Here is a 14380-nt window from a genome sequence, read left to right on the forward strand (position 1 = left end):
CGGCGCGAAGGCCCCTCAGCCCCGCTTCGGCTTCGCCCGCACATGCATGCGCTCGCCCTGCGGCCCGAAGAGGCTCAGGAACTCCACCGGCTTGTCCTCCGCGGGCCCGAACCAGTGCGGCAGCCGGGTGTCGAACTCGGCGGCCTCGCCCGGCTCCAGCACGAGATCGTGCTCGGCCAGCAGCAGCCGCAGCTTCCCGGAGAGCACGAACAGCCACTCGTACCCCTCGTGCGTACGCTGCTCGGGCTCCTCGCCGCCGCCCGCCTCCTGCACCATCTTGTACGCCTGGAGTCCGCCGGGCCGGGCGGTCAGCGGCACCATCGTCCGGCCGTGCCGCACGATCGGCCTGGCCCTGACCCGGGGGTCGCCCACGGGCGGCGCGCCCACGAGGTCGTCGAGCGGGACCTCGTGGGCGCGGGCGATCGGGAGCAGCAGCTCCAGGCTGGGGCGGCGGCCGCCGGACTCCAGCCGGGAGAGCGTGGAGACGGAGATCCCGGTGGCTTCGGAGAGCGCGGAGAGGGTGACTCCGCGGTCCTTGCGCAGACGGCGCAGCCGGGGGCCGACGCCGCTGAGCACGGTGTCCAGTTCCGGGTCGTCCCGGTCGTGTTCCTTCATGGGCCCATTGCAGAATCGGCAAGCCGTTTTGTCAATCCCGCTTCGGCGGTGCTGACGGCGTCAGTGGGCGAACACCTCGAACGTGACAGCAGGACGCCCGTCGAACCGTGCGGCCTCGGCGCGCACCATGTCCTCCAGGAAGGCCCGGCAGTACGTCTCGGGTTCGTCCTCGGTGAGGGCTTCGATGTACGTGCGGTGCTCCAGCAGCGACTGGACGGAGCGCTCGAAGCCCGCCGTCGCGTCGACGGCGTGGGTGGGCCGGTCGGTGCCCGCCACGGCGGTCCAGCGCACTCCGTCCCACGGCTGGAGGCCCTGATCGGTGAGTTCCGGGAAGATCCACCGGTTGCCCGCGTCGGCCACCGCGTCCAGGGCGGCCCGGCCGACCGCCCGGTGGTCGGGGGTGTTCCAGGCGACGCCGCCCCAGGTGTCCCGGTGGTTGAGGGTGACCACCAGCTCCGGGCGGTGGCGGCGGATGGCCGCGGCGATGTCGCGGCGCAGCCGGGTGCCGTACTCGATGACCCCGTCGCGGTGGTCGAGGAACTCCACCGTGCGGACGCCGACCACGGCGGCGCTCGCCCGTTGTTCCCGCTCGCGCAGGGGTGCGCACTCCTCGGGCGGCAGGGTGTCGATCCCGGCCTCTCCCCGGCTGGCGAGGAGGTAGACGACCTCACGGCCGCCGTCCGTCCAGTCGGCCACGGCGGCCGCCGCGCCGTACTCCAGGTCGTCGGGGTGGGCGACCACGGCCAGGGCGCGGTGCCAGTCCGTGGGCATGGGTTCCAGTGGCTGCTGCGTCATACCCGCAGGCTACGACGATCACCGGAGCGGGGCCGTGATCGGGCGATCGGCGGGTACGAGGACGGAATGCGCGGCCGCTCTGCGGTGCTGGAGACACGTGTAGAGTCCCTGCCCTCCCGCGCGCAGCCCCGGTCGACGAAAGGAACCCGCTCGTGACCAGCCCCGCATCCCTCTCCCCCGCCCAGGCCGCAGCCCGTCTGGAGGAGTTCACCGTCGTCGACGTGCGGGCTCCCGGCGAGTACGCGGCGGGCCACGTCCCCGGCGCGCTGAACATCCCGCTGGACAAGCTGCCCGACGCCCTGCCCGCCCTGAAGTCGGCGTCGGCCCGCGGCTCGCTGCTGGTGGTGTGCGCCTCCGGGGTCCGCTCGACCCGCGCGTGCGAGATCCTCGCGGGCGCCGACATCCAGGCCGCGACGCTGACCGGCGGCACGTCGGCCTGGGAGGGCGACGGCCGCGGCCTGGACCGCCCCGAGGGAGCGCGGGCCGTCTGGCCCATGGAGCGCCAGGTGCGGTTCGCGGCCGGTTCGCTGGTGGTGGCCGGCCTGGTGGCGGGCATCCGCTTCCCGGCCGCCCGCTGGCTCTCCGCCGGAATCGGCTCGGGCCTGGTCTTCTCGGCGGTGACCAACACCTGCGGCATGGCCTCCGCCCTGTCGAAGCTGCCGTACAACCGGGCCGACCGCTCCGGCGCGGACCTGGACGCCACGCTGGAGGCCCTCCAGCGCTGACCCGGGGCCCGGGGGGCGGTCCGGCGAGGGACCGGCCCCCGGGCGGCCGTCGCTCAGACGTCGTCCCGGACCATCGCCAGCAGCCGGTCCAGGACGCGCGGCCCGCCGGCCCGCACCCCGTCGTGCTCGTACTCGTTCGTCACCCAGGCGCGCAGTCCCCGGATCGCGGCGGCCGTGCGCAGCGAGTGCTCGGTGTCGACGTACATGTCGTCGTGGTAGACGGCGGCGGCGACGGGCACCTCGTTGGCGGCGAGCCGCTCGGGGTCGTACAGCACGGGCCAGTCGGTGCGCCGTGCGAGCAGCTCGGCGGTCTCGCGCAGCGGGCGCAGCGCCGGGTCGACGTCGAAGTGCCAGGGGTGGATGGTCTCGCCGGTGAACAGGACCGGCCCGTCGCCCGCGAGCGCCTTCGCCGCGTCGAACTGCGGGAACTCGGCGCGCACGCGCTCGGCGGACCAGCCGGTGGCCTCCTCGCCCTGCCCGTAGATCGACTCGTGGATCAGGGCGTAGAGCGGGTGCCCGGCGAACGAGGTGGTGGAGCGCAGGGCCTCCTGGAAGGCGTCGGAGAGCTCGACGCCGTGCGGGGTGCGGACGAAGGCGTTCTCCAGGAGGTAGTGGAGCTGGTGGCTGCCGTTGCCGCCGCCCAGCAACTGGCCGAGCGACTGGAAGAGTTCGGGCGTCAGCCGGTGGCCGGCGCTCTCGGGGCGGTGCTCGGCCAGGTGCGCGGCGATGGCGCGGGCCCGCTCGACGTCCTGCGGGTAGCGGGCGTAGTGCGCGGCGACCTTGCGCTCGATACGGGGGTACGCGGCCCGGTAGACGTCGTCCGCGTGGGCGTCCAGCGAGGGCAGCCCGCCGGTGATGAGGACCGTGGCGAGGCCCTCGGGCGCGGAGGAGAGGTAGCGGACCGCGCAGAAGCCTCCGAAGGACTGGCCCAGCACCGTCCAGGGCGCGCCGCCGGTGAGCTGGGGCCGGATGAGCTCGCAGTCCCGGACGATGGCGTCGGAGCGGAAGTGCGCGAGGTAGTCGGCCTGTTCGCGGGGGCCGCCGCGCAGCGGGAGGGTCTGGCGGGTGGCGGGCGTGGACCGGCCCGTGCCGCGCTGGTCCAGCAGCAGCACCCGGTATTCGCGCAGGGCCCGGCCGAGCCACGCCTCCGTACCGACGAAGCGGCGCGCGCCGAAGCCGGGGCCGCCCTCCAGATAGACCAGCCAGGGCAGCTCGTCCCCGGTGCGCCCGGTGGCGACCGCCTCGCGCCCGTAGACCTCGATCTGCTCGCCGCCGGGGTCGCTGTGGTCGAGGGGGACGGTGAATCGCCGGTCGGTGAGGACGACGCCGGGCTGGCGGTAGCTGTTCACGAGGCTCCTGAATCCGTGGGTCCGGGCTGATGACGGTGAGGGGGCCAGTTCAGCACATGGCCGCGGGCGGCCGGAACGGTGGCGGGTGACCCGGACAGTCCCGGTCCGTGTGCGCCGCGCCCGGGGCGCTCCTACTGTGCGGACATGATCCGGTTCGAGCAGGTCGGCAAGGTCTACCCGGACGGTACGAAGGCGGTCGACGGGCTCTCCTTCGAGGTGGCGGAGGGCGAGCTGATGACGCTGGTCGGCCCGTCCGGCTGCGGCAAGACGACCACGATGATGATGGTGAACCGGCTGATCGAGCCGACGTCGGGCCGGATCCTGGTGGACGGCGAGGACATCGCCGGAACCGACCCGGTGAGGCTGCGCCGCCGGATCGGCTATGTGATCCAGCAGGTGGGCCTCTTCCCGCACCGCACCGTCCTGGACAACACCGCGACCGTCCCCGCGCTGGTCGGCTGGAAGCGGGCGCGGGCCCGGGAGCGGGCGGCGGAGCTGCTGGATCTGGTGGGCCTGGACCCGAAGACGTACGGCTCGCGCTATCCGGCGCAGCTCTCCGGGGGCCAGCGCCAGCGGGTGGGGGTGGCGCGGGCGCTGGCCGCCGATCCGCCGGTGCTGCTGATGGACGAGCCGTTCGGGGCGGTGGACCCGGTGGTGCGGGAGCGGCTCCAGAACGAGTTCCTGGCCCTCCAGGAGCGGGTGCGCAAGACGGTCCTGATGGTCACGCACGACATCGAGGAGGCGGTGCGGATGGGGGACCGGATCGCGGTGTACGGGGAGGGGCGCATCGAGCAGCTGGACACCCCGGCCGCCGTGCTCGGCGCCCCGGCGACCCCGTACGTGGCCCGGTTCGTCGGCTCGGACCGGGGCCTGAAGCGGCTTTCGGTGACCGCGATCCGGCCGGAGGACCTCCAGGAGCCGCCGGTGGCCCGGCTGGACGAGCCGGCCCCGGCGGCGGCGGACCGGCTGGAGGCGGCGGGGGCCCGCTGGGCGGTGGTGCTGAACGCCACGGGCGAGCTGCACGGCTGGGTGGCGGCGGATGCCCTGCGGCTGGCCGGGGAGGGTGAGAGCGTGAGCGGGCTGGCGCGCCGGATGGAGGCGTGGGTGCCGGTCGGCGCGCCGTTGAAGCAGGCGTTCAGCGAGATGCTCCAGCACGACGCGGGGTGGGTGGCGGTGCTGGACGGGGCGCGGTTCCTCGGCGTCCTGACCCCGGCGAAGCTGCACGAGGCGCTGCGCCGGTCTGTGGACGCCGACGCGCAGGGGGTGGGGCGCGAGGAGGTGGAGTTCGACTCCGTCGCGGACGCGTAGGGAGCCCGGCCTCCCCTCAGCCCTCCCGTTATCCGCGTTTGCACATAACCCGCGTGCGCAACTATTGTCGACGCCAGTAAACCTCGTACGCCAGCAATCCGGCGTACGGAGTCCGCTGCACTACCGGAAGGCCCCCACATGTCCACCGTCCCCACCGTCACCCTCAACAACGGGGTGACCATCCCCCAGCTCGGCTTCGGCGTCTTCCAGGTCCCCGACGACGAGACCGCGGCCGCCGTCACCAGCGCCCTCGAAGCGGGCTACCGGTCCATCGACACGGCGGCGGTCTACGGCAACGAGGCCGGCGTGGGCCGGGCACTGGCCGACTCCGGGATCCCCCGCGGGGAACTGTTCGTCACCACGAAGCTGTGGAACTCCGACCAGGGGTACGACGCGACCCTCGCCGCCTTCGACACGAGCCTCGCCAAGCTCGGCCTCGACTATGCGGACCTCTACCTGATCCACTGGCCGACGCCCGCCCACGACCTCTACCCGGAGACCTGGCGGGCCCTGGAGAAGCTGGTGGCGGACGGCCGGATCCGGGCCGCCGGCGTCTCCAACTTCCAGCCCGCCCATCTGCGGCGGCTGCTGGAGACCGGTTCCCTGGTCCCCGCCGTCAACCAGGTCGAGCTGCACCCCGGCCTCCAGCAGGCCGAACTGCGCGCCTTCCACGCCGAGCACTCCATCGCCACCGAAGCCTGGAGCCCGCTGGCCCAGGGGGCCCTGCTCAAGGACGACGTACTGGTCTCCATCGCCGAGCGGCACGGCAAGTCCGCCGCCCAGGTGGTGCTGCGCTGGCACCTCCAGCTCGGCAACATCGTGATCCCCAAGTCGGTCACGCCCGAGCGCATCCGGCAGAACATCGACGTCTTCGACTTCGAGCTGTCGGCCGCGGACATGGAGGCGATCGCCGGACTGGACCGGGGCATGCGCACGGGACCGGACCCCGACACCCTCAACTGAGGCCCGCGCGAAGGACCGTGACGGGGGCGGGGCGACGGCGGGGGCCGGGTCAGTCGGCCAGCGCCCGGGCGAACGCGCTGAGCATCCGGCCCAGCGCCCTGAACGCCCCGGCCTCCACCATGGCCTCCGCCACGTCCGCACCGGCATCGGCCGCATCGGGGCCGTACTCCTTCGCCCGGCACTTCCGGCACAGACCGTGCCGCAGCCGACGCCGTTTCTCGCAGCGCGAGCACGCGCTGTAACCCATCCCCATGAGGACAAGCATGTCATCCCATGAGGAGGGGGCGGCAGGCCGTACGGAGAGGGCGGCCGGTCACCTTCCGCGCCGGTAGCTGCTGCCGTCCCGAGGGCGGACCAGCAGACCGGCGACGACCAGGTGTCGCCGTAGGGCGGAGCAGTCCTCGTGGACGGTGAGCAGCGCCTCGTTCACCTCCCGTTCGGTGTACGAGCGGTCGCGCTCGAACAGCGTCTCGGCGAGGTGCACGAGCAACTGCTCCAGGCGAGCCCGCTTGCGCGGGATGGCGACCAGGCGGCCGTGCGTGAAGAGGGTGGCGACCTGTTGGGTGCGAGGGGTCTGCGGCTGCGGCTGCGGCTCAAGCGTCTCTGTTGCGGGCATGGCGAGGAGCCTCGCAGGCCGCCGGTGGACGGGCAACGCGTTTTCCCGGGGGCCGGCGGGGCGGAACGCTCGGCGTTGACAGGGGCAGCAGCCCTCGGTCTAATGGGCGCGTGCAGCGTGACGTCGGCCAAAGAGATCCGGGCCGGCCGGCAGTCGGGCCGGCACCTTCTTCCAGGGACGACGTGATGAGTCCACTCACCGCCCACTGCCTCTGACACCTCCGCGACCGTGTGTGCCGCCGCCCTGGCCGCACCTCGTGCCGCGCCGTGTCCCGCGCCCTTTCTCTGCGGGCCCTGCTGCGCCCGCCCCTCTTCGGGGAGACCCAGAACACCCATGCCCTCTGCCTTCCAGCAGTCCGTGATCGACGAATTCCGCGCCAACGCCGGGAAGGTCGGCGGCCCCTTCGCCGGCTCCGACCTCCTCCTGCTGACCACCACCGGAGCCCGCACCGGGCAGCCGCACACCACCCCGCTCGGCCATGTCCGCGACGGCGAGCGGCTGTTGGTCGTCGGCTCCAACCTGGGCGCGCCGCACCACCCCGACTGGTACCACAACATCCTCGCCCGCCCGGCGGTTCAAGTGGAGCTGGGCACTGAGAAGTTCGACACCATCGCCGTGCCCGCCGAGGGACCCCGGCGCGAGGAGCTGTTCGCCCGGGTGGTGGCCGAATCCCCCGGATACGCCGATTACCGGGCGGCGACCGAACGGGTGCTGCCCGTCGTGGTCCTGCCGCTCCCCGCCCCGCGCACACCGGCCCCCGAGGTCACCTCACTGGCCGGCAAGCTCACCGAGGTGCACGTCTGGCTGCGCGGCCAACTGGCCCAGGTGCACACCGAGACGGAGGCGCACTTCGCCGCCCGGGCCGCCCACCAGGGAGCCGGGGCCCCGCCCCCTCCCGGTCTCGGCCTCCAGATCCGCCAGCGCTGCCTGGCGTTCTGTCAGGCGCTGGAGTTCCACCACACGGGCGAGGACGGGCATGTGTTCCCGGCGATGGAGGGGTACCACCCCCACCTCCGCCATGTCTTCGACCGGCTCCGCGACGAGCACCGGTCCATCGCGGCCGTGCAGTCGGCGCTGGCGGAGCTGCTGGCCGACGCCGCCATCGCGGAGCCGGACCGCTTCCGCGCCGAACTGACCCGGATGACCGAGCAGTTGACGGCGCATCTCGATTACGAGGAGACGGAGATCCTGCCCCTGCTGGCGGACGTTCCCTGGCCGCCGGTCTCCTGACGGCCACTCAGTTCTCGGGGATGAGCTTCTTCGATTCCAGGTAGGTGCGCGCGACGTCCTCGGGGAGCCTGCGCCAGCTGTCGACCTGTTCGTTCATCGACGCCAGGTCGGCGGTGGTCAGGACGGTGTTGAGCCGGCCGAGGGCGTCACGCACCCCGTCGCCGCCGGCCCGGGCGCGGTTGACCACGGGGACCACGTAGTCGGCGTTCTGGAGCTTCTTGTCGTCCTCCAGCAGGACCAGGCCGAACTGGTCGAGAGTGGCGTCGGTCGTGGTGGTCAGCACCATCTGGTCCTGCCCGTTCTGGACGGCCTGCTTCGCCTGGGTGGTGCCGACGCCCTTGGGGTCGACGGCGACGACGTCGATGCCGTACGTCTTCTTCAGGCCGGGCGCGCAGTAGGGCCGTTGTACGCATTCGTCGCCCGCCGCCAGCCGTACGGGGAGCTTCGCCGCGCCGAGGTCGCTGAGGGTCTTCAGGTCGTGCTTCCTCGCGTAGGCGGCGGTGACCGCGAAGGCGTTCTGGTCGACGGCCCGGCCGGGGTCGAGCACGGTGAGCCCGCGCGGGGCGGCCAGTGCGCGCAGCGCCTTCATGGTGGCGGCGAGGTCGGGGGATCCGACAGGGTCCGCGTCGGCCCCTTCGGCCTTGGCGTTGAGCCAGTCGGCGAAGGTCGCCGCGTACTCCGGCACGACGTCGATCTGGCCTTTCTCCAGGGCGGGTTCGTAGATCTCCCGGTTGGTCACGGAGATGATGTCGGCGGAGTATCCGGCTCGCTCCAGGAGCAGCGCGTACATCTGGGCCAGGAGGTCGCTCTCGGTGAACCCGGCCGATCCGATGGTGAGTTCCTTGCTGTCGCCGGGCGGGGCCGTCACCTCGCCCTGGTTCTCCAGACTGGGGCCCGCCGTGCAGGCGGTGGCGGCGAGCAGAAGAAGCGTGGCGAGGGCCCGGCGGGTCCGGGCGCGGAGCAGAGGGGTCATGCGGCCTCCCTCCCCCGGCCGGGCACCATCCGCTGACCCGCCTCGAAGAGGCTCTCGACGAGGAGGGCGAAGACCGCCACCAGGACGGCCCCGGCCACCACCTGCGAGGTGGAGGCGAGGTTGAACCCGGCGGTGATGATCCGGCCCAGTCCCCCGCCGCCGGCCAGGGCGGCGAGGGTGGCGGTGGCGACCAGTTGCACGGCGGCGATCCGGATGCCCGTGAGGATCAGCGGGAGGGCCAGCGGCAGTTCCACGTTCCACAGCATCTGCCGGCCGGTCATGCCCATCCCCCGGGCGGCCCGCACGACGTCCCGGTCCACCTCGCGCATCCCGACGTAGGCGTTGGTGAGCAGCGGCGGCACGGCGAACAGGACCAGCGCGATGATCGTCGACCACTGCCCGTACGTGCCCACGGGGGTGAGCAGCAGCAGGACGAGCACGGCGAAGGTGGGCACCGCCCGGCCGATGTTGGAGATGTTGACGGCGAGCGCGCCGCCCTTGCCGAGATGGCCGAGGACCAGGGCGACGGGCAGCGCGATGAGGCAGCTGATGAGCAGGCAGACGACGGTGAGGAAGAGGTGTTCGCCGAGCCGGTTCCAGATCCCGTCCGGGCCGGACCAGTGGGCGGCGGTGGTGAGCCAGGACCAGGTGTCCAAGAGCGTGTTCACGGCCGTCTCCTCCTCCGCGGCGGTTTCATGCCCGGCTCCGCGTCCAGGGGGTCAGCAGCCGCTGTGCGCCCAGGAGGAGCAGGTCGGCGGCGACGGCGATGACGACGCAGAGCACGGAGGCGGTCAGCACCTGGGCCTTGAAGTAGGTGTTCATGCCGGAGTAGATGAGGTTGCCGAGTCCGCCGTAGCCGACGATCGCCCCCACGGTGACGAGGGAGACCGCGGAGACGGTGGCGATGCGCAGTCCGGCCATGGCGGCGGGCAGGGCGAGCGGGAGTTCCACGGCCAACAGCAGCCGCAGCGGCCCGTACCCCATGCCGCGCGCGGCCTGCCGGGTCTCCTCGGGGACGGCGCGGAGCCCGGCCAGGATGTTGCGGACGAGCAGGGTCAGCGAGTAGAGGACGAGCCCCGCGACCACGAGCGCGGCGGAGAGTCCGTACAGCGGCAGCAGCAGCGAGAACATCGCCAGGGACGGGATGGTGTAGAGGATCGTCGTCAGCCCGAGAACCGGACCGGCGGCCCAGCGCCGGCGGCGGGCGGCGAGGGCCAGCGGGAGGGCGAGAGCGAGCCCGATGAGCACCGCGAGCAGGGTCAGCTGGAGGTGCTGGAGGACGGCGTCCCAGAGGATCTCCCGGCGACTGGAGAGGTAGGCGCCGCAGATCCACTCGTTGCGCGCGAGGCAGTCGTCCGGGGGTGCCGTCACCCGCCCATTCCAGCGCGGCCGGGGGACCGCCGCCCCTCCTGTTCGCCCGTCCGGGGGGCGGTTGAGCGACTGCTCAACCACCTGATAGCGTCCCGGACCAGAGGTTGAGCAGTCGCTCAACCGCACTGCGGCCATCGGGGGCGGGCATGGGGCTGTACATAGAGGCGTTGATCCGCGCGGATCCGGAGCTGTTGTGGGAGCGGACCCAGGAGCCCGCGCTCCACCAGCGATGGGACCTGCGGTTCACCGAGATCAGCCCGCTGCCGGGCGGCCCGGGGGCCGAGCGGAGGTTCCGGTACGCGACCCGGGTGCTGCCCTTCGTGACCGTGGCGGGAACCGGCGCCAACGCGGGCGAACGCCGGCGGGCGGACGGCGAGCGGGTCTCGGCCCTGCGTTTCGCCTCGCCGCAGCGGCTGTCGCTGCTCTCCGAGGGCAGCGGCTACTGGCGTTACGTGCCCACGCCCGACGGCATCCGCTTCCTGACGGGTTACGACTACCGGACCCGCTGGGGCCGTTTCGGGGCGTCCGCGGACCGGTGGCTGTTCCGGCCGCTGATGGGCTGGGCCACCGCCTGGTCCTTCGACCGGCTGCGGCTGTGGTGCGAGCGCGGGATCAGCCCGGCCCGCTCCCTGGCGTACGCCCTCGCGGAGACGCTGGTGCGGGTGGCGCTGACGGTGGCCGCTCTCCCCTTCGGGCCGGCCGCCGCGCTCCCGGTCGCGCTGGCCGCCCTGCTGCTGCCGCCCCTGCCCGTGACCCCGGCCGCCCGGCGCTGCCTGCGCAGACCGCCCGGCCGGACGGCCCCCGCACCTCCTTCCCTCCTCACCCGACTGGAGCGCCCGTGACCTCGATCTTCCGCCGCGCGATGGGCGACGACTTCGACCGGCTCCACCCCGAGCTGCGACGGCGCTTCTCGGTCGGCCTGGAGAGCGGGGAGGCGTGCGTCGGGCGGGGTTCCATGGACCGGATCTGGCACGGCCGCGCCTTCGTGAAACCGTTCCTCGCGCTCGGCTCCACGCGCAACATCCTCGTGCCCAGGACCGGCCGCGACGTTCCCTTCACCATCGAGAACATCCCGTACACCGACTCCCACGGCCGCGAGACCGTGACCTTCGTCCGGACGTTCGCCCTGCCGGGCGGGCCCCGCCGCTTCGACGCCACGATGGTGCACAGCCCGGAGCGCTCCTGCGTCCTCGACTACCTCGGCACCCACCAGCACCTGGCCACCGATCTGCGGCTCACGGCGGAGCCGGACGGCTCGCTGCTGATCCGCTCGGGGGAACACCGCTTCCGCGAGGGCCCCTTCGACCTGCGGGTCCCGGACCTGATCGGCGGGGAGGCCGAGGTACGCGAGTCCTTCGACGACTCCACGGGCCGCTTCCGCATCCGGGTGAGGGTGGTCAACCGGCACTTCGGGCCGCTGTTCGGCTACGAGGGGACGTTCCGCGCCCGCTATGTCGACGCCCTGCGCCACGGCGTGCGCGCCGGGCTCCGCCCCGTACGCGAAGAGGCGCGGTCGTGAGCGGGGGCACGGCCGGGGGCGGAGGCGTGAGCGGGGGCACGGGCGGGGGCGTCAGCGGGAGTGCGGGCAGCGGCGAAGGTGTGAGCGGCGGCGCAGGCAGAGGCGGAGGCGTCAGCGGGAGTGCGGGCGGGAGCGGCAGACCGGCCGGGGCGGACACCCGGGTGAAGCTGCTGGAGGGCGCGCTGCGCACGCTCTCCGAGCACGGCATCGCCAAGACCTCGGCCCGCTCGGTGGCGGCGGCGGCCGGGGTCAACCAGGCGCTCGTCTTCTACCACTTCGGCTCGGTCGACGAACTGCTGGCGGCGGCCTGCCGGTACGGCGCCGAACAGCGCGTCGCCCTCCACCGCGACCGCCTGGCGGCCGTGACCACGCTGTCCGAGCTGGTGACCTGCGGGCGCGAGCTGCACCGGCAGGAGCAGGCGGGCGGCCATGTCGCCTTCCTCGCCCAACTGCTGGCGGGCGCCCAGACCCAGCCCCGGCTGGCGCCCGCCACGGCGGCCGGGCTCGACCTGTGGATCGCCGAGATTGAGAAGGTCCTGGTCCGCGTCCTGTCGGGCTCCCCGCTCGGGGAGTTCACCGACCCGGTGGGGCTCGCACGCGCGGTGGCGGGGTCGTTCGTCGGGCTGGAGCTGTACGAGGGGGTCGACCCGGAGAGCGCGGTGCGGGCCTTCGACGCCCTGGAGCGGCTCGCCGAGCTGGCGGCCGTCCTGGACGAGCTGGGCCCGGTGGCACGACGCGCGGTACGCCACCGGCTGCGCCGGACGGACCGAACCTGAGAGCGACGGGCTGACCCGGCGGCCTGCGGCCGGCGGGTCGGTCCCGAGGGCTACGGGCCGGGCCCGAGGTGGGGGGGGGCGGGCCAGAGGTGGGGGGCCGGGCCGAGGTGGGAGGGCCGGCCTGAGGAGGGCAGGTCCGGGCCCGAGGGCGACGGACCGGCCCTGAGGGTCTGCGGGGGCTGATGCGTCGCCGTACGGTGGAGAGAGCGTGCGCGCACGTCCCCGCGAGGTGCGTGCGGTCCCCCGTAGAGATGGCAGGTGCCCACGATGGCCGGTGAGATCTCCTTCTTCGAGCTCGGGGTGGACGACCCCGAGAAGGCCCGCACGTTCTACGGCACGCTGTTCGGCTGGAACTTCGAACCGGGCCCCTCCGGCGAGGGCGGCTACGCGATCGGGACGCCCAGCGGGCAGGGCGGCGTCCACGGCGGCGACCCGGGGGCCGGGCCCTACCTCTTCTTCCGGGTCGACGACCTGGCCGCCGCAGTGGCGCAGGTCCGCGAACTGGGCGGCGCCGTGGACGACTCCGACCTCGGCGAGGACGCGGAGTCGGACGCCCGGTTCGGGCGGTTCCGGCTGTGCCGCGACGACCAGGGTTCGCCCTTCGGCCTGCACGAACCGCCGCGCGTCAACTGACGGCCGAGGCTTTCCCGTCACGCTCCCGGGCAATCCGGGGAACGTCCTGCGCGATGCGAGCAACCCTGCGCGCCCCGGTGCCGTCTTGATCACTGACAGAACGGTTCGCCGCCCACGGAACGAGCGGCGTCCGCCCCCACCTGTACCGGGCCCAGAGAACCGACCCACTATGCACCCCGTGTATACATGCGGCGCATAGTGGGCCCGGCAATGCGCCCGGCACCGCGCGGAAGGCACCCATGCAGACCAAGGCACTGGCGCCCGAGTACCAGGGCGCGCTCACGAAGATGTCGGTGAACGCCTCCCTCACCGACGTACTGGCCGAAGGCATCCGGCACCTGAAACAGGCCGAGCTCTCCGGATCGCGGGAGGAGGTGGCGCGGACCGGGCTCGCCGTGGCCGAGGCGCACCGCCGGCTGGGGCAGGTCGAGGAGGCGGACCGGGCCTGGAAGGCGAGCTACCGGGCCGCGCGTGCGGCCGGGGCCACGGGCGCGATGGCCTGGGCGCTGTGGAGCGGGGGGACGCTGGCGCGTCAGCGGGGTTCGCTGCGCCTCGCGTTCCGGCTGCTGGGACTCGCGGCCGAACTCGGCAAGCGGGGTGACGACGTGGTCGCGCGCGGCTACTCGCTGGCCGGGCTCGCCGAGACCGGGCGCATCCAGGGCGACTACGGGACGGTCGCCGCCCTGCACGAGCGACTGCTCGCCGAGGCCCGCGCCCGGGGCGAGGCGCGGCACACGGTATGGGCGCTGGAGGGCATCGCGCAGATCCACCGCAACACCGGGCAGCTCGACTCGGCCCTGGAGATGTTCGAGGAGGCGGCCGTCCTCGCGGGCGACGCCGACGACCGGCGGGGGCGGGCCTGGGCCCTGCGCGGCATCGCTGACATCGTTTCCCTGCGGGACGGGGCCACGGAGCGGGCGCTCGGCCTGCTCACCGAGGCCGAGGTCACCTGCCGGGAGATGAAGCTCTCCAGCGCGCTCGCGTACAACCACAAGATGCGGGCCAACGTGCTCTTCCGCGCCGGGCGGTACGAGGAGGCCCGCGCGGTCTACGAGCAGGCGCTCGGGGAGTTCCGCGCGATGACCGAACCACGGGGCGAGGCGCTGGCCGCCCTCGGCCTGGTCAAGGCGCGCGCCCGGCTCGGCCGGGACCGCGCCGCCACGGCGGCGGAGCTGGACGAACTGCGCGGCAGGCTGAGCCGGATCGGGCTGCTCAACGCCCGGGAGATGGTGGAGAAGGCGTACGCCGAACTCGGCGTGGAACCGGCGGCGGAGCGCGAGGAGACCACGGGTCCCGGCGTGGAGCCGGTCCCGGAGCACGAGGGGGCCACGGGTCTCGACGCGGAACCGGTCCCGGAGCGCAAGGAGACCACCGGACTCGACGAGAAACCGGTCCCGGAGCGCAAGGAGACCACCGGCCTCAACGAGAAACCGGTCCCGGAGCGCAAGGAGACCACCGGCCTCAACGAGAAACCGGTCCCGGAGCGCAAGGAGACCACCGGCCTCAA

The 14380-nt window shown here is 73.4% G+C and carries 16 protein-coding genes and 1 pseudogene; 9 read left to right on the forward strand and 8 right to left on the reverse strand.

The window, feature by feature from the left end; all coding sequences use genetic code 11:
- Positions 1-15 precede the first annotated feature (15 nt).
- Complete coding sequence (locus ACLJPL_RS26505) at positions 16-615, reverse strand: helix-turn-helix domain-containing protein (RefSeq protein ID WP_411083449.1); 600 nt, start codon at positions 613-615, stop codon at positions 16-18.
- 60 nt (positions 616-675) lie between these two features.
- The gene (locus ACLJPL_RS26510; RefSeq protein ID WP_411083450.1) at positions 676-1410 is read right to left on the reverse strand and encodes a PIG-L deacetylase family protein; all 735 of its coding nucleotides are present in this window, start codon (positions 1408-1410) and stop codon (positions 676-678) included.
- A 152-nt stretch (positions 1411-1562) separates the two neighbouring features.
- Between ACLJPL_RS26510 and ACLJPL_RS26515 the strand changes: the two genes are divergently transcribed.
- Positions 1563-2135 (forward strand): rhodanese-like domain-containing protein, encoded by a 573-nt coding sequence (locus ACLJPL_RS26515; protein ID WP_411083451.1) that lies wholly within the window; start codon positions 1563-1565, stop codon positions 2133-2135.
- Between the two features lie 53 nt (positions 2136-2188).
- Here ACLJPL_RS26515 and ACLJPL_RS26520 read toward each other — a convergent pair whose 3' ends face one another.
- A complete protein-coding gene (locus ACLJPL_RS26520; protein ID WP_411083452.1) occupies positions 2189-3484 on the reverse strand; it encodes an alpha/beta fold hydrolase in 1296 nt (431 codons plus the stop codon).
- 144 nt (positions 3485-3628) lie between these two features.
- Here ACLJPL_RS26520 and ACLJPL_RS26525 point away from each other — a divergent pair, with 144 nt between their 5' ends.
- Positions 3629-4792, forward strand: a complete 1164-nt coding sequence (locus ACLJPL_RS26525) for a betaine/proline/choline family ABC transporter ATP-binding protein (protein ID WP_411083453.1) — start codon at positions 3629-3631, stop codon at positions 4790-4792.
- A gap of 138 nt (positions 4793-4930) precedes the next feature.
- Positions 4931-5755: an aldo/keto reductase gene (locus ACLJPL_RS26530; protein WP_411083454.1), complete on the forward strand. Its 825-nt coding sequence runs from the start codon at positions 4931-4933 to the stop codon at positions 5753-5755.
- A gap of 49 nt (positions 5756-5804) precedes the next feature.
- Here the strand turns inward: ACLJPL_RS26530 and ACLJPL_RS26535 are convergent, their stop codons facing one another.
- Entirely contained in the window at positions 5805-6008 is a 204-nt protein-coding gene (locus ACLJPL_RS26535; protein WP_411083455.1) for a hypothetical protein, read from the reverse strand.
- Between the two features lie 60 nt (positions 6009-6068).
- Positions 6069-6371, reverse strand: coding sequence for a DUF2087 domain-containing protein (locus tag ACLJPL_RS26540; RefSeq protein WP_411083456.1), 303 nt, complete (start codon positions 6369-6371; stop codon positions 6069-6071).
- Between the two features lie 333 nt (positions 6372-6704).
- Between ACLJPL_RS26540 and ACLJPL_RS26545 the strand changes: the two genes are divergently transcribed.
- Positions 6705-7601 (forward strand): nitroreductase/quinone reductase family protein, encoded by an 897-nt coding sequence (locus ACLJPL_RS26545; RefSeq protein WP_411083457.1) that lies wholly within the window; start codon positions 6705-6707, stop codon positions 7599-7601.
- 7 nt (positions 7602-7608) lie between these two features.
- On the opposite strand, the gene ACLJPL_RS26550 is transcribed toward ACLJPL_RS26545, so the two are convergent.
- Genes ACLJPL_RS26550 through ACLJPL_RS26560 form a run of 3 tightly spaced genes read right to left on the reverse strand, consistent with a single transcriptional unit; the run spans position 7609 to position 9945 of the window.
- Complete coding sequence (locus ACLJPL_RS26550; protein ID WP_411083458.1) at positions 7609-8574, reverse strand: ABC transporter substrate-binding protein; 966 nt, start codon at positions 8572-8574, stop codon at positions 7609-7611.
- Complete coding sequence (locus ACLJPL_RS26555; RefSeq protein ID WP_411083459.1) at positions 8571-9242, reverse strand: ABC transporter permease; 672 nt, start codon at positions 9240-9242, stop codon at positions 8571-8573. Before ACLJPL_RS26555 ends, ACLJPL_RS26550 begins: the two co-directional genes overlap by 4 nt.
- 25 nt (positions 9243-9267) lie before the next feature.
- Positions 9268-9945, reverse strand: coding sequence for an ABC transporter permease (locus ACLJPL_RS26560; protein WP_411083460.1), 678 nt, complete (start codon positions 9943-9945; stop codon positions 9268-9270).
- A 146-nt stretch (positions 9946-10091) separates the two neighbouring features.
- On the opposite strand from ACLJPL_RS26560, the gene ACLJPL_RS26565 reads away from it, so the two are divergent.
- From ACLJPL_RS26565 to ACLJPL_RS26585, 5 genes and pseudogenes are all read left to right on the forward strand, one after another.
- Positions 10092-10787, forward strand: a complete 696-nt coding sequence (locus ACLJPL_RS26565; RefSeq protein WP_411083461.1) for a hypothetical protein — start codon at positions 10092-10094, stop codon at positions 10785-10787.
- Positions 10784-11464 (forward strand): DUF4166 domain-containing protein, encoded by a 681-nt coding sequence (locus ACLJPL_RS26570; protein ID WP_411083462.1) that lies wholly within the window; start codon positions 10784-10786, stop codon positions 11462-11464. The genes ACLJPL_RS26565 and ACLJPL_RS26570 overlap by 4 nt, the downstream gene beginning before the upstream one ends.
- Positions 11465-11625: 161 nt before the next feature.
- The gene (locus tag ACLJPL_RS26575) at positions 11626-12240 is read left to right on the forward strand and encodes a TetR/AcrR family transcriptional regulator (RefSeq protein ID WP_411083463.1); all 615 of its coding nucleotides are present in this window, start codon (positions 11626-11628) and stop codon (positions 12238-12240) included.
- A gap of 267 nt (positions 12241-12507) precedes the next feature.
- Positions 12508-12873: a VOC family protein gene (locus tag ACLJPL_RS26580; protein WP_411083464.1), complete on the forward strand. Its 366-nt coding sequence runs from the start codon at positions 12508-12510 to the stop codon at positions 12871-12873.
- Between the two features lie 239 nt (positions 12874-13112).
- A pseudogene (locus ACLJPL_RS26585) lies at positions 13113-14153 on the forward strand (tetratricopeptide repeat protein); the annotation flags it as partial.
- Between the last annotated feature and the right edge of the window lie 227 nt (positions 14154-14380).

The sequence above is a fragment of the Streptomyces sp. cmx-18-6 genome, from assembly GCF_046548915.1.
Taxonomy (GTDB): domain Bacteria; phylum Actinomycetota; class Actinomycetes; order Streptomycetales; family Streptomycetaceae; genus Streptomyces.

What these genes read in the sequence shown, in the direction of transcription:
- ACLJPL_RS26510 (WP_411083450.1), bottom strand. Translation starts at nt 1,410, where the DNA reads ATGACGCAGCAGCCACTGGAACCCATGCCCACGGACTGGCACCGCGCC.
- ACLJPL_RS26505 (WP_411083449.1), bottom strand. Translation starts at nt 615, where the DNA reads ATGAAGGAACACGACCGGGACGACCCGGAACTGGACACCGTGCTCAGC.
- ACLJPL_RS26565 (WP_411083461.1), top strand. Translation starts at nt 10,092, where the DNA reads ATGGGGCTGTACATAGAGGCGTTGATCCGCGCGGATCCGGAGCTGTTG.
- ACLJPL_RS26545 (WP_411083457.1), top strand. Translation starts at nt 6,705, where the DNA reads ATGCCCTCTGCCTTCCAGCAGTCCGTGATCGACGAATTCCGCGCCAAC.
- ACLJPL_RS26535 (WP_411083455.1), bottom strand. Translation starts at nt 6,008, where the DNA reads ATGGGGATGGGTTACAGCGCGTGCTCGCGCTGCGAGAAACGGCGTCGG.
- ACLJPL_RS26540 (WP_411083456.1), bottom strand. Translation starts at nt 6,371, where the DNA reads ATGCCCGCAACAGAGACGCTTGAGCCGCAGCCGCAGCCGCAGACCCCT.
- ACLJPL_RS26530 (WP_411083454.1), top strand. Translation starts at nt 4,931, where the DNA reads ATGTCCACCGTCCCCACCGTCACCCTCAACAACGGGGTGACCATCCCC.
- ACLJPL_RS26525 (WP_411083453.1), top strand. Translation starts at nt 3,629, where the DNA reads ATGATCCGGTTCGAGCAGGTCGGCAAGGTCTACCCGGACGGTACGAAG.
- ACLJPL_RS26550 (WP_411083458.1), bottom strand. Translation starts at nt 8,574, where the DNA reads ATGACCCCTCTGCTCCGCGCCCGGACCCGCCGGGCCCTCGCCACGCTT.
- ACLJPL_RS26580 (WP_411083464.1), top strand. Translation starts at nt 12,508, where the DNA reads ATGGCCGGTGAGATCTCCTTCTTCGAGCTCGGGGTGGACGACCCCGAG.